The sequence below is a fragment of the Bordetella pertussis 18323 genome, from assembly GCF_000306945.1.
Lineage (GTDB): Bacteria > Pseudomonadota > Gammaproteobacteria > Burkholderiales > Burkholderiaceae_B > Bordetella > Bordetella pertussis.
In genome coordinates, this window is record NC_018518.1 from 367609 (window position 1) to 382042 (window position 14434).

Below are 14434 nucleotides of genomic sequence, written 5' to 3' on the forward strand. Positions count from 1 at the left end.
CCAGGAGTCAATATGCAACTCAATCCCTCCGAGATCAGCGAACTGCTCAAAAGCCGCATCGAGGGCCTGGGCGCTTCGACTGATGTTCGTACTCAGGGTACCGTCGTCTCCGTGACCGACGGTATCACCCGCATCCACGGCCTGTCCGACGTGATGCAGGGCGAAATGCTCGAATTCCCGAACAACGTGTTCGGCGTGGCGCTCAACCTCGAGCGCGATTCCGTTGGCGCCGTTGTTCTGGGCGACTACACCGGCGTGTCCGAAGGCGACCAGGTCAAGACGACCGGCCGCATTCTCGAAGTGCCGGTCGGCCCCGAACTGAAGGGCCGTGTGGTCAATACCCTGGGCGACGCGATCGACGGCAAAGGCCCGATCAACACCACCCAGACCGACATCATCGAGAAAGTGGCGCCTGGCGTTATCGCCCGCCGCTCGGTGTCGCAACCGCTGCAGACCGGTATCAAGGCCATCGACTCGATGGTGCCGATCGGCCGTGGCCAGCGCGAACTGATCATTGGCGACCGCCAGACCGGCAAGACCGCCGTGGCCGTCGACACCATCATCAGCCAGAAGGGCAAGGGCGTCACCTGCGTGTACGTCGCCATCGGCCAGAAGGCTTCGACGATCAACAACGTGGTGCGCAAGCTGGAAGAGCACGGCGCGATGGAATACACCATCGTGGTCGCCGCCGCCGCTTCGGACTCGGCCGCCATGCAGTACATGGCCGCCTACGCCGGCTGCACCATGGGCGAGTACTTCCGCGATCGCGGCGAAGACGCCCTGATCGTCTATGACGACCTGACCAAGCAGGCCTGGGCCTACCGCCAGGTGTCGCTGCTGCTGCGCCGCCCGCCGGGCCGCGAAGCCTATCCGGGCGACGTGTTCTACCTGCACTCGCGCCTGCTCGAACGCGCCGCGCGCGTCAACGAGGAATACGTCGAGAAGTTCACCAACGGCGCCGTCAAGGGCAAGACCGGCTCGCTGACCGCGCTGCCGATCATCGAAACCCAGGCGGGCGACGTGTCGGCCTTCGTTCCGACCAACGTGATCTCGATCACCGACGGCCAGATCTTCCTGGAAACCGACCTGTTCAACGCGGGCGTGCGTCCCGCCATCAACGCCGGTATTTCCGTGTCGCGCGTCGGTGGCGCCGCCCAGACCAAGGTCATCAAGAAGCTGTCCGGCGGTATCCGTACCGACCTGGCCCAGTACCGTGAACTGGCTGCCTTCGCGCAGTTTGCCTCCGACCTGGACGACGCCACCCGTCGCCAGCTCGAGCGCGGCAAGCGCGTGGTGGAACTGCTCAAGCAGCCGCAATACCAGCCGCTGCAAGTGTGGGAGCTGGCCGTCTCGCTGTACGCGGTCAACAACGGTTACCTGGACGACGTCGACGTGGCGCAGATCCTGGCCTTCGAAAAGTCGCTGAAGGATCACCTCAAGGCCAAGCACGCCGCCTTGATCCAGCGCATCGAAGACACCAAGGAACTGTCCAAGGACGACGAAGCCGAACTGGCTGCCGCGGTCCAGGATTTCAAGAAGCACGGTGCTTTTTAAGGCAACTGTCTGGCGTAGCGATGGGCGTGCCGCCCATCCTACGGTAGGGCGGGGACAGCCCGGCTGAACCCGCCAAGCCGTTTCAACAGGAAAGCGCAATGCCCGGAATCAAGGAAATCCGAACCAAGATCAAGAGCGTGCAAAACACGCGCAAGATCACCAAGGCGATGGAAATGGTCGCCGCATCCAAGATGCGCAAGGCGCAGGAGCGGATGCGCGCGGGTCGTCCGTACGCCACCAAGGTGCGCGAGATTGCTGCGCACCTGATGCAGGCCAATCCCGAGTACAGCCACCCGTACCTGGTCGAACGCGAAGTCAAGGCGGTCGGCGTGGTGCTGGTGACGACCGACAAGGGTTTGTGCGGCGGCCTGAACACCAACATCAGCCGCGTGACGCTGTCCAAGCTGAAGGAATTCGAGCAGCGCAGCATCAAGGTGCAGGCGACGGCCTTCGGCAATAAGGGGCTGGGCCTGCTGACGCGTATTGGCGCCAAGCTGGTGTCCCAGGAAGTGCAGCTGGGCGACAAGCCCGACCTCGACCGCCTGCTGGGCGCCATCAAGGTGCAGCTGGACGACTACCTGGAAGGCCGTATCGACGCGCTGTACGTGGCGACCACGCGCTTCGTCAACACGATGAAGCAAGAGCCGGTGTTTCTGCGCTTGCTGCCGTTGTCCAATGGTTTGGACGATCCGTTCCAATCGGGCGTTGAGACCCTGGCCAAGACCGCCGAGATCAAGTCGGACTACAGCTGGGACTACATCTACGAGCCGGATGCCAAGAGCGTGATCGACGATCTGCTGCAGCGTTACGTCGAAGGGCTGTTGTACCAGGCCGTGGCTGAGAACATGGCGTCGGAACAGTCGGCCCGAATGGTGGCGATGAAGTCCGCGTCGGACAACGCGAAGAAGGTCATCGGTGACTTGCAACTGGTCTACAACAAGACCCGTCAAGCCGCGATCACCAAAGAAATTTCGGAAATCGTAGGGGGCGCTGCCGCGGTGTAACCCGGCAGTACTCCGACAAAAGCTATCAAGCAAGGAATCGACATGAGCAACGGAACCATCGTTCAGTGCATCGGCGCCGTGGTGGATATTCAGTTCCCCCGCGATAACATGCCCAAGATCTACGAAGCGCTCACCCTGGTCGACGAGGGTTCCTCGTTCGCCGAGAAGGGCTTGACGCTGGAAGTGCAACAACAGCTGGGCGACGGCGTGGTGCGTACCATCGCGCTGGGTTCCAGCGACGGGCTGCGCCGCGGCATGCAAGTGGCCGGCACCGGCGCACCGATCTCGGTGCCCGTGGGCCACGGCACCCTGGGCCGCATCATGGACGTGCTGGGCCGTCCCATCGACGAAGCCGGTCCCATCGCCTCCGACGAGAAGCGCGCCATCCACCAGCCCGCGCCCCGTTTCGACGAGCTGTCGCCGTCGGTCGAGCTGCTGGAAACCGGCATCAAGGTTATCGACCTGGTGTGCCCGTTCGCCAAGGGCGGCAAGGTCGGCCTGTTCGGCGGCGCCGGCGTGGGCAAGACCGTCAACATGATGGAACTGATCAACAACATCGCCAAGCAGCACAGCGGCTTGTCGGTGTTCGCCGGCGTGGGCGAGCGTACCCGCGAAGGCAACGACTTCTACCACGAAATGGAAGAGTCGAACGTTCTGGACAAGGTGGCCATGGTGTTCGGCCAGATGAACGAGCCCCCGGGCAACCGCCTGCGCGTGGCGCTGACCGGCCTGACCATGGCCGAGAAGTTCCGCGACGAAGGCCGTGACATCCTGTTCTTCGTCGACAACATCTACCGCTACACCCTGGCCGGTACCGAAGTGTCGGCGCTGCTGGGCCGTATGCCGTCGGCGGTGGGCTACCAGCCTACGCTGGCCGAGGAAATGGGCGTGCTGCAAGAGCGCATCACCTCGACCAAGACCGGTTCGATCACCTCGATCCAGGCCGTGTACGTGCCTGCCGACGACTTGACCGACCCGTCGCCCGCCACGACCTTCCAGCACTTGGACTCGACCGTCGTGCTGTCGCGTGACATCGCTGCGCTGGGCATCTATCCCGCCGTGGACCCGCTGGATTCCTCCAGCCGCCAGCTCGACCCGCAAGTCGTGGGCGAAGAGCACTACCAGGTGGCCCGTGGCGTGCAGCAGACGCTGCAGCGCTACAAGGAACTGCGCGACATCATCGCGATTCTGGGCATGGACGAACTGTCGCCGGAAGACAAGCAGGCCGTGGCCCGCGCGCGCAAGATCCAGCGCTTCCTGTCGCAGCCCTTCTACGTGGCCGAAGTGTTCACCGGCTCGCCGGGCAAGTACGTGTCGCTGGCCGAAACGATCCGTGGCTTCAAGATGATCGTCGACGGCGAGTGCGACGCGCTGCCCGAGCAGGCGTTCTACATGGTCGGCACGATCGACGAGGCCTTCGAGAAGGCCAAGAAACTCCAATAAGGATCCGATATGGCTACCCTGCATGTGGATGTCGTCAGCGCAGAGGAAGCGATCTTCACCGGCGAGGCGAAGTTCGTGGTGCTGCCTGGCGAGGCGGGTGAGCTGGGCATTCTGCCCGGCCACACCCCGCTGATTTCGCGCATACGCCCCGGGACGGTCAAGATCGTCCGTGCCGACGAAGGCGAGGAAAACATCTTCGTCGCCGGGGGCATCCTCGAGGTGCAGCCGGGCAGCGTGACCGTGTTGGCCGATACGGCCATCCGGGCCGCCGACCTGGATGAAGCCCGCGCCGTGGCGGCGCGCGAGAAGGCCGAAGAGGCCTTGCGCAACGCCAAGGACAAGGCCGACATCGCCGTGGTCGAAGCCGAGCTGGCCATGCTGGCCGCCCAGGCCGTGGCCGCGCGCAAGCTGCGCCAAGGCCGTACGCACTGATTGCCGGCGGGCATTGCCCGCCGCGTCAGGCAGACAAAGGCGACTTCGGTCGCCTTTGTCGTTTCTGGCGCATCCCCGGACCCATGCCTGCGCAATCTCCACAGTGTGGCGATTGCGAATGGCCGGGCCGCATCGCGACGCGTTAGGCTATGGCTTCGTTCATCGTGAATGAGGCCCATGCCATGCGTGCACTTCTGGAATGCGCCGTACTCGTCATGCCCGACCAGCCGTCGTGGGTAGGCGCGTGGCTGGCCGCCGTGCGAGGCCCCGAGGCCCGCCTGGCCGACCGCCTGCGCCTGCACGAATACCCGCTGCTGTCGGGCGGGCGCGATGGGCTCGCCCTGGGGCAAGCCGCCATGAGCCTGCGCCGCTTCGACGCCTTGCTGCTGCCCGTGCAGGCCTCCACGCTGGGGTGGGCGCGTCTCGTGCTGGCGCAAGCCAGCCCGGCGCTAAGCACCCCGGTGCTGGTACTGGTGCGCGACCTGACCGCGCCGGCCATCGCCGACCTGCTGCACCTGGGCGCGCGGGATTTCCTGCGTGTGCCGGCCTGCCTGGAGGAGCTGCGCGTCAGGGCGTCGCGCGCCTGGCGCGCCATCCCGCCGCCGGCGGCAGGCGCCCGGGCCGCCGTGCCGGTGCCGGGCGCCGAGCCTGGCGGCGGCCCCGGGCCCGACGCGCCCGCAGATCCGGGCGAAGGCGGCGGCTATCGCCTGCCCGGCATGCCGGAAACCGCCGATGCGTCGGCAGCGGCGCCGTGCATGCTTGCACAGACGCGCGCGCCCTATGCCGCGACGCTGGGCGACGTCCGGATGGCGGTACAGCGAGAGCTGCCTTTCCGCCAGGCCAAGGCGCAGGTGGTGGGGCGGTTCGAGCGCGCCTATTTGCGCGGGGCCCTGGCGCGTCACGGCGGCAACGTGGCCCAGGCGGCGCGTGCCGCCTGCAAGCACCGGCGCGCGTTCTGGGCCCTGATGCGTAAGCATGGCATCGATGCCCGGCCCTATCGCGAGGGCGTGGCCGGCGCGTGGCCCTACGAAACGGCTCCGCCGCGGGACCCCGCCGACGAGGCTTGAACGAGTCTTTCCCGTCCCGCGGGCAGGAAATTGCCAGGGCAGTAAAATCACGGCTTCCGATCACCAAGGATAGTCGTGTCTGTTGCCCCTTTGAAGAACGATGTGTTCCTGCGCGCCCTGCTGCGCGAGCCCGTACCATACACGCCGATCTGGCTGATGCGTCAGGCCGGCCGTTACCTGCCGGAATACAACGCCACACGGGCCCGTGCGGGCTCGTTCATGGGGCTCGCGCAAAATCCCGACTACGCCTGCGAAGTCACGCTGCAGCCGCTGGCGCGCTACCCCCTGGATGCCGCCATCCTGTTCTCCGATATCCTGACCGTGCCGCACGCCATGGGCCTGGGCCTGGATTTCGCGCCTGGCGAAGGGCCGCGTTTCGCGCATCCGGTGCGCGATGAGTCCGATGTGGCGAAGCTGGCGGTGCCCGACATGGACAGCTTGCGCTATGTGTTCGACGCCGTGCGCACGATCCGCCGCGAACTCGACGGCCGCGTGCCGCTGATCGGCTTTGCGGGCAGCCCCTGGACGATCGCCTGTTACATGGCCGAAGGGCGCGGCAGCGACGACTATCGCCTGATCAAATCGATGCTGTATGGCCGGCCCGATTTGCTGCACCGCATCCTGGAGATCAACGCCGAGGCCACGCGCCACTATCTCAATGCGCAGATCGATGCCGGCGCGCAGGCCGTGATGCTGTTCGACAGCTGGGGCGGCGTACTGGCCGACGGCCTGTTCCAGCAGTTTTCGCTGGCCTATACGCGCCGCGTGGTGGAAGGCCTGACGCGCGAGCGCGAAGGCCGCCGCGTGCCGGTCATCGTGTTCACCAAGGGCGGCGGGCAGTGGCTCGAGGAAATCGCCGCATGCGGTTGCGATGCCGTGGGCCTGGACTGGACGGTCAACCTGGGCGCGGCGCGCCGCCGGGTGGCCGACGCGGTGGCGCTGCAGGGCAACCTCGATCCCATGACCTTGTTCGGCGGCGCCCAGGCGGTGCGCGCCGAGGCGCGGCGCACGCTGGACGCGTTCGGTCCGGTCGGCAAGGGCGGCCACGTGTTCAACCTGGGGCACGGCATCTCGCAATACTCTCCGCCCGAGGTGGTCAGCGAGCTGGTCGACGAGGTGCACACCTACAGCCGCGCGCTGCATGCGGGGTAAGTGGGCGCTCCGCTTCCAAACGGCCTGGGAAGGCGCTGCCGTGCCGAGTTGTGCACAGCAGCGCAAAGTTTCGGGAAAACCCCCAAAACCTGCCTCGTAGTCTGGAAAATATATATAAGCTCATGAATACAAAAGAAAAATATGAGCTTATTGCAGACGCGAAACCAAGCCAGGCAGGCACGACCCTGAAAGCTCACACCCTTGTTAGCGTTTTTTCCCCAAAGTTATCCACAGGTTGGAAACTTGTGTGGATATCACTATGAGGCGCCGCAGGGTTAGCGCCAGAATCCAGAATTCACTTTAAGTATGAGCGACGCGTCTTCCGCCGATCCCGCCTTGCCTGCCGCCGACGCGGCGGGCGTCTGGGTGCGCGTTGCGCTGGACGTCCCGTTGCCGGGGCCGTTCGATTACCGCAGCGCAGCGCCATTGCCGCTGGGCGCGCGCGTGATCGTGCCGTTCGGGCGGCGCAAGCTGGTCGGGGTGGTGGTCGAACATCCCGGCCAGCCGTCCATCGACCCGGCGCAGGTGCGCGAGGTCGAGCAGCCGCTCGAAGACCTGCCGCCGATGCCGGCCGACTGGATGCGGCTGGCGCGCTTTGCGGCCGATTACTACCAGCGGCCGCTGGGCGAGGTCATGCTGCCGGTGCTGCCGCCGCCGCTGCGCAAACCGTCGGCTTACCAGGGCAAGCGCTCCGGCCTGGGACCCGTGGCGCGCCTGGACGCGCGCAAGCCGCGCGCCGCGGCAGCGGTGGCGGCCGAGCCGGACCAGGCGCCCGAACTGAATGAAGCGCAACGCGAGGCGGTCGACACCATCGGCGCGCTGTCGGCGTTTCAGCCGGTCCTGCTGCACGGCGTGACCGGCAGCGGCAAGACCGAGGTGTACCTGCATGCGGCGGCGCGCGTCTTGCAGGCCGGGCGGCAGGTCCTGCTGATGGTGCCCGAGATCAACCTGACGCCGCAGCTCGAAGGCGCCTTGCGTGCACGCCTGGAGGCGCTGGTCGGGCCGCAGGGCGTGGCCATCCTGCACAGCGGGCTGGCCGATGGCGAGCGCGTGCAGGCGTGGGCGCGCGCGCAGCGCGGCCAGGCCCGCCTGCTGCTGGGCACCCGCATGTCGATTTTTGCGCCCCTGCCGGAACTGGGCCTGATCGTGGTCGACGAAGAGCACGATCCTTCCTATAAGCAGCAGGAAGGCCTGCGCTATTCCGCGCGCGACCTGGCCATCTGGCGCGCCCGCGACCTGGATATCCCGGTGGTGCTGGGTTCGGCCACGCCGTCGCTGGAAAGCTGGCAGCATGCCGAGCGCGGCCGCTACCTGCGCCTGACGCTGCCCGGCCGGGCGCGCGCCAGCAGCCTGCCGGAGATCCGCCTGATCGACACGCGCCGGCTGCAACTCAAGCAGGGTCTGTCGCCGCAGTTCATCGAGGCGATCGGCCAGCGGCTCGAACGCGGCGAGCAGTCGCTGGTGTTCCTCAACCGGCGCGGCTACGCGCCCGTGCTGCATTGCGCGTCGTGCGCATGGGTCAGCCACTGCCCGCGCTGCTCGACGTTCACGGTGCTGCACCGCGGCCCGGGCGCCGGCGGCTATCGCCTGCAGTGCCACCACTGCGGTTACCAGGCGCCGGTGCCGCGCGCCTGCCCGGAGTGCGGCGACCAGGACCTCGAGCCCATGGGACGCGGCACGCAGCGCATCGAGGAGCAATTGGCCGAGTGGTTTCCGCAGGCGCGCATCGCGCGCATCGACGCCGACAGCACGCGCCGCAAGGGCAGTGCGCAGGCGCTGTTCGCGGCCGTGCATGCCGGCGAAGTGGACATCATGGTCGGCACGCAGATGGTGGCCAAGGGACACGACTTCGCGCGGCTCGGCCTGGTGGGCGTGCTCAACGCCGACTCCATGCTGTTCGCGCACGACTTCCGCGCGCCCGAGCGCCTGTTCGCCCAATTGATGCAGGTGGCCGGGCGGGCGGGCCGCCATGCCGCCGGCGCGCAGGTCCTGATCCAGACCGGCTATCCCGAGCAACCGGTCTATCAGGCCCTGTTGCGCCACGATTACGCCGGCTTTGCGCGCCACGCCCTGCAGGAGCGCGAAGACACCGGGCTGCCCCCGTTTGCCTATCAGGCTTTGTTGACCGCCGAGGCGCGCGAACTGACGGTGGCGCAGGGCTTTCTGCAGCGCGCGCGCGACCTGGCCACGGGCGAGCCATGGCCCGGCGTGGACGCGATTACACTCTACGATCCCGTGCCGCTGCGCGTTGTGCGCGTGGCCCACGTCGAGCGTGCCCAGCTGCTGATAGAAAGCACCAGCCGCCCCGCCCTGCAGGGTTTCCTGACGGCCTGGGCGGCCTGCCTGCCGCAACTGGCCGTCGAGGCGCGCGTACGCTGGCAACTGGAAGTCGATCCGCTGGAGATCTGAGCGGGGCCGGCGCCGGCGCTCGAACCCGTACTCTGACCGAACATGTCCGCAAGCGATACCTCGATAGGCAGTGGCCTGAATCCCTCCCAGAAAGAAGCCGTGCTGTACCTGGACGGGCCGTGCCTGGTGCTGGCCGGCGCGGGCAGCGGCAAGACGCGCGTCATCACGCAGAAGATGGCCTATCTGTTGCGCGAGTGCGGCTACATGGGCCGCAACATCGTGGCGCTGACCTTCACCAACAAGGCCGCGCGCGAAATGGCCGAGCGCGTCAAGACCCTGGTCGATCCGAAGCTGGCCAAGGGGCTGACCATCAGCACCTTCCATGCGCTGGGCGTGCGGCTGCTGCGCGAAGAGGCCGCGCATGCCGGCCTCAAGCCCCAGTTCTCCATCCTGGACGCCGATGATGCCATGAGCATCATCCAGGAGTTGCTGGCGACCACCGACCGCGGCCGGCTGCGCGAGGTGCAGTCCATCATCTCGCTGTGGAAGAACGCCCTGCTTACGCCGGACCAGGCGGCCGCCGCCGCCATCACGCCCACCGAAGTCGAGGCCGTGACCGTCTACCGCGGCTACGCGGCGACGCTGGCGGCATACCAGGCGGTGGATTTCGACGACCTGATCCGCATTCCCGCCGAACTGCTCGAGCGCAACAAAGAGGTGCGCACGCGCTGGCAGAACCGCGTGCGCTATCTGCTGGTGGACGAATACCAGGACACCAACGTTTGCCAGTACCGCCTGGTGCAGCTGCTTACCGGCGTACGGGCCATGTTCACGGCAGTGGGCGACGACGACCAGGCCATCTACGCGTGGCGCGGCGCCACCATCGAGAACCTGGCCAAGCTGACCACCGACTATCCCAATCTCAAGCTGATCAAGCTGGAGCAGAATTACCGCTCGGTGCAGCGCATCCTGGCCGCCGCCAACAACGTGATCGAACGCAACCCCAAGCTGCTCGAGAAGAAGCTGTGGTCGGACCTGGGCCATGGCGAGCCCATCATCGTCTCGCCGATGAACGGCGACGAGCACGAGGCCGAGTCCATCGCGATGAAAGTGTCGGCGGCGCGCTTCGAGCGCCAGGCGCAATGGAAAGACTTCGCCATTCTGTATCGCAGCAATCATCAATCGCGCGTGCTGGAGCAGGCGCTGCGCAACCTCAAGATTCCGTACACCATCTCGGGCGGCCAGAGCTTCTTCGACAAGGCCGAGGTGCGCGACATCCTGGCCTACCTGCGCCTGGTCGCCAATGACGAGGACGACCCTGCCTTCATCCGTGCCGCGACCACGCCCAAGCGCGGCATCGGCCAGGGCACCCTGCAGACGCTGGGCCAATACGCCGCGCAACGCCAATGCTCGCTGCTGGCCGCGGTGGACGAGGCCGGGCTCGAGAGCCTGCTGGCGCCGCGCCAGCTGGAGCCGTTGCGCACCTTCGCCGAGTTCGTGCGGCGCATCCAGTGGCGCGCCGGACGGGGCGTCGAAGGCCAGCCCGCGCGCGCGCCGGAGCCGGCCGGCCAGATCCTCGATGACCTGCTCTCGGCCATCCAGTACGAACGCTACCTGTACGACATGCTGGAAGAGCGGCCGGCGCAGACGCGCTGGCAGAACGTGCTGGAGCTGACGGGCTGGCTCAAGCGCAAGGCCGAGGAGGACGGCATGACGCTGTTCGACCTGGTGCAGCACGTCGCGCTGGTGACCATGCTCGAGCGCGGCGAGGAGGAAGAGCCGGACGCGGTTAAGCTGTCCACCCTGCACGCGTCCAAGGGGCTGGAGTACCCGCACGTCTACCTGGCTGGCGTCGAGGAAGGCCTGCTGCCGCACCTGGGCAAGGACGACGAGGACAGCGGCGACCCCGCGCGCGCCGCCGAGACCCTGGCCACGCGCATCCAGGAAGAACGCCGGCTGATGTACGTCGGCATCACGCGAGCGCAGCGCAGCCTGAACCTGAGCTGGTGCAAGAAGCGCCGCCGCGCGCGCGAAGACGTGGTGCGCGAGCCTTCGCGCTTCATCGAGGAGATGGGCCTGGGCGACGCCAAAGTGCAGGAAGACGAAGCCACGCGCGCCATGAGCCCCAAGGAGCGCCTGGGCATGCTGAAGGCGCTGCTGAAGAAGGACTAGCTGTGAAGATTCAATAGGTTGTATGCATGGTTCATCCGAACCGGATTTGAGAAACTGGAAATCGCCACCCCCCCAGTTCACTCAAGGAGCCCGGCCGGATGAACACCCATAAGCATGCCCGATTGACCTTCCTACGTCGACTCGAAATGGTCCAGCAATTGATCGCCCATCAAGTTTGTGTGCCTGAAGCGGCCCGCGCCTATGGGGTCACCGCGCCGACTGTGCGCAAATGGCTGGGCCGCTTCCTGGCTCAGGGCCAGGCGGGCTTGGCCGATGCGTCCTCGCGCCCGACGGTCTCGCCCCGAGCGATTGCGCCGGCCAAGGCGCTGGCTATCGTGGAGCTGCGCCGCAAGCGGCTGACCCAAGCGCGCATCGCCCAGGCGCTGGGCGTGTCAGCCAGCACCGTCAGCCGCGTCCTGGCCCGCGCCGGTCTGTCGCACCTGGCCGACCTGGAGCCGGCCGAGCCGGTGGTGCGCTACGAGCATCAGGCCCCCGGCGATCTGCTGCACATCGACATCAAGAAGCTGGGACGTATCCAGCGCCCTGGCCACCGGGTCACGGGCAACCGACGCGATACCGTTGAGGGGGCCGGCTGGGACTTCGTCTTCGTGGCCATCGATGACCACGCCCGCTTGGCCTTCACCGACATCCACCCCGACGAGCGCTTCCCCAGCGCCGTCCAGTTCCTCAAGGACGCAGTGGCCTACTACCAGCGCCTGGGCGTGACCATCCAGCGCTTGCTCACCGACAATGGCTCGGCCTTTCGCAGCCGCGCCTTCGCCGCGCTGTGCCATGAGCTGGGCATCAAGCACCGCTTTACCCGACCTTACCGCCCACAGACCAATGGCAAGGCCGAACGCTTCATCCAGTCGGCCTTGCGTGAGTGGGCTTACGCTCACACCTACCAGAACTCCCAACACCGAGCCGATGCCATGAAATCCTGGCTACACCACTACAACTGGCATCGACCCCACCAAGGCATCGGGCGCGCTGTACCCATCTCCAGACTCAACCTGGACGAATACAACCTATTGACAGTTCACAACTAGCGCTGCGGGAGCTGGCGGGGTGCCTGTCCCCGCGGGGACAGGCACCCGGGCGTTGCGGAGGGGGAACAAGGTGCCTGTCCCCACGGGGACAGGCACCCACGCCCTTGGTGCAGGGACAGGCGCGCCGTCAATGGAGTTCTTTCAACAGCAATTCCCAGAACCGCATGCGCGCGGCCAGGGTGGACACCAGGATGTATTCGTTGAGGGTGTGCGCGCCGTCGCCGTCGGCGCCCAGGCCGTCCAGGGTCGGCACGCCCATGGCCGAGGTGAAGTTGGCGTCGCTGCCGCCGCCGGTCATGGGGGCGTCTTCGAGCGCGAAGCCGGCCTGGGCGGCGAAATCCTGCGCCAGTTGCAGCAGCGCGCTGGCGGCTTCGGTCTTGACCATGGGCGGGCGGTTGAGCTCGACGTCGATGTCCAGTTCCATGTCGGGGCCGACGGCGCACAGGTTGCGCATGCGGCGCAGCACGTCTTCGGTCGCGCCCATGTCGGGCACGCGGAAATCGACCACGCAACGACATTGGGCCGGCACGGTATTGGTGACCGTGCCGCCGGCGATCGTTCCCACGCTGACGGTGATGCCGCGCTCGTAGTCGGTCATGCTTTCGAGTTCCAGCACCTGGTGCGCCATTTCGCGGATGGCGCTGCGGCCTTTCTCGTGCTGCATGCCGGCATGCGCCGGACGGCCCTTGACGTTCAGCCGCAGCATTCCGGTGCCCTTGCGCGCGGTCACGCACTTGCCGCCGTTGGGGCGCGCCGGCTCGCACACCAGCGCGTACTTGGCGCGCGCCGCGTAGTGCTCGATGTGTTCGCGCGAGGCGTGGCTGCCGGTTTCCTCGTCGGGCACCAGCAGGAAATCGACGGGCAGGGCGGTGGCGTCCGGGCTGGGCAGGCCGCGCAGGGCCGACAGCGCCAGGTAGATGCCGGCCTTCATGTCATAGCTGCCCGGCCCGTACAGGCGGTCGCCGTCGATGCGGCAAGGGTTGTCCTGCAGCGTGCCGATGGGATGCACGGTATCGATATGGCCGAGGATCAGCACGCCGGGGCGCGTATCGCCGGCAGCGCGATTGGTGGCGTGGACCAGCGGGCCGACCTCCGCGTTCAGCGGACGGATTTCCACGGCCAGCCCGACCGCGCGCGCGTATTCGGCGGCCAGGTGCGCCATGGCGGTGACGCCGGCTGGCGAGTTCGAAGGGGATTCGCATTGAATCCAGGACTGGATGCCAGCTACGAGCTGGTCGGTGTCGGGAAGCGTGGTCGTCATGGCGTGGGCGTGTAGTCAGCAGGGAGGATGGAGGGGACGGCGGTCAGGCCGATTGCGAGCCGGCCAGGCGGGCCAGTTCGGCTGCGTCGGGCATGCGGCCGTCGAACCAGAGGCTGGCGCACACCTGCGACATGGCCTGGCCGTCGTGGCCGATGCCCGGCACGACCTGCAGCTGCCAGCCGAACGGCAGGCCGCGTTGCGCGGCGGCGCGCCGGCCGGCTTCGTAGTAGTGCCGGGCGCGTGCATAGCGGTGCGGCCCCTGGCGCAGCGCCGCCGGTTCGGACGGCAGGTTGGGGTCGTCGGTGGCGATGTCCTGGTCGCCGGCCAGGATGGTCATGGGGTAGGCCAGCAGCCGGGCCAGGTGGTCCTCGGTCAGGCCCACGCCGTCCAGCCCTTCGGGGAAACGGTGCTCGAAGGTGGGCAGGGTGTACCAGCCCGGGTTGGCGGCCGTCACGGCATGAAACGGCGCATGCGGCTGGCTGCTCATCAGGCGGTGCACGAACTGGCCGCCGGCCGAATGGCCGAATAGGTAGACCTGCTCGCAGTCCGCGATCTCGGCGGCGCGGATGTTGGCCAGCACGCGCGCCACCAGGGCGTAGGTCCAGCCGTCGACGTGGCGCGGATTGCCGGCCGCGGTGAAGGCGCGGCCATTGTTGTAGCTTTCGACGCCCGGCCAGATTTCGTCCGAGAAGGTCGGCGCGACGATCAGCAGCTTGTGGCGGTCGGCCGCGGGAATCCAGAAATCGCGGTAGTCGGCGCCGTTGCGCAGCACGCCGTGCTGCACCACCACGACCGGCCGGTCCGGGGTGTAGCCATACGGGCGGTACGTATTCAGCGTGAAGGGACGGTCGGCGTTGCGGTCGTCGTCGAGGTAAGGAATGGCGTTGCGGCCCGCATGCCCCAGTTCCAGGGCAATGCGGTCGGCGTTGGTCAGGTCGGCGGGTTTCATTT

The 14434-nt window shown here is 67.1% G+C and carries 11 protein-coding genes; 9 read left to right on the forward strand and 2 right to left on the reverse strand.

Annotated features, from left to right (window positions below):
- Window positions 1-12: 12 nt before the first annotated feature.
- The 9 genes from atpA to BN118_RS01885 all read left to right on the forward strand — a co-directional run bounded on the left by atpA (window position 13) and on the right by BN118_RS01885 (window position 12222).
- Window positions 13-1554: a F0F1 ATP synthase subunit alpha gene (atpA, locus tag BN118_RS01845; protein ID WP_010931386.1), complete on the forward strand. Its 1542-nt coding sequence runs from the start codon at window positions 13-15 to the stop codon at window positions 1552-1554.
- 98 nt (window positions 1555-1652) lie between these two features.
- Window positions 1653-2558, forward strand: coding sequence for a F0F1 ATP synthase subunit gamma (atpG, locus tag BN118_RS01850; protein WP_003817813.1), 906 nt, complete (start codon window positions 1653-1655; stop codon window positions 2556-2558).
- A 42-nt stretch (window positions 2559-2600) separates the two neighbouring features.
- The gene (atpD, locus tag BN118_RS01855) at window positions 2601-4001 is read left to right on the forward strand and encodes a F0F1 ATP synthase subunit beta (RefSeq protein ID WP_010931387.1); all 1401 of its coding nucleotides are present in this window, start codon (window positions 2601-2603) and stop codon (window positions 3999-4001) included.
- A gap of 9 nt (window positions 4002-4010) precedes the next feature.
- A complete protein-coding gene (locus tag BN118_RS01860) occupies window positions 4011-4433 on the forward strand; it encodes a F0F1 ATP synthase subunit epsilon (RefSeq protein ID WP_003815341.1) in 423 nt (140 codons plus the stop codon).
- A 182-nt stretch (window positions 4434-4615) separates the two neighbouring features.
- A complete protein-coding gene (locus tag BN118_RS01865; protein WP_010931388.1) occupies window positions 4616-5500 on the forward strand; it encodes a hypothetical protein in 885 nt (294 codons plus the stop codon).
- A gap of 75 nt (window positions 5501-5575) precedes the next feature.
- Window positions 5576-6652 (forward strand): uroporphyrinogen decarboxylase, encoded by a 1077-nt coding sequence (gene hemE, locus BN118_RS01870; RefSeq protein ID WP_014905453.1) that lies wholly within the window; start codon window positions 5576-5578, stop codon window positions 6650-6652.
- A gap of 306 nt (window positions 6653-6958) precedes the next feature.
- On the forward strand, window positions 6959-9061 hold the full coding sequence (locus BN118_RS01875; RefSeq protein WP_019247688.1) for a primosomal protein N': 2103 nt from the start codon (window positions 6959-6961) through the stop codon (window positions 9059-9061).
- 42 nt (window positions 9062-9103) lie between these two features.
- Complete coding sequence (locus tag BN118_RS01880; RefSeq protein ID WP_014905454.1) at window positions 9104-11173, forward strand: UvrD-helicase domain-containing protein; 2070 nt, start codon at window positions 9104-9106, stop codon at window positions 11171-11173.
- A 98-nt stretch (window positions 11174-11271) separates the two neighbouring features.
- Window positions 11272-12222 (forward strand): IS481-like element IS481 family transposase, encoded by a 951-nt coding sequence (locus BN118_RS01885; RefSeq protein ID WP_014905455.1) that lies wholly within the window; start codon window positions 11272-11274, stop codon window positions 12220-12222.
- Between the two features lie 127 nt (window positions 12223-12349).
- On the opposite strand, the gene BN118_RS01890 is transcribed toward BN118_RS01885, so the two are convergent.
- Both BN118_RS01890 and BN118_RS01895 read right to left on the reverse strand, forming a co-directional pair.
- Window positions 12350-13483 carry a M20 family metallopeptidase gene (locus BN118_RS01890; protein ID WP_014905456.1) on the reverse strand — a complete coding sequence of 378 codons (1134 nt, stop codon included), beginning with the start codon at window positions 13481-13483 and terminating at the stop codon, window positions 12350-12352.
- Window positions 13484-13526: 43 nt separating this feature from the next.
- Window positions 13527-14432, reverse strand: coding sequence for an alpha/beta hydrolase family protein (locus BN118_RS01895; protein ID WP_010931393.1), 906 nt, complete (start codon window positions 14430-14432; stop codon window positions 13527-13529).
- Window positions 14433-14434 lie beyond the last annotated feature (2 nt).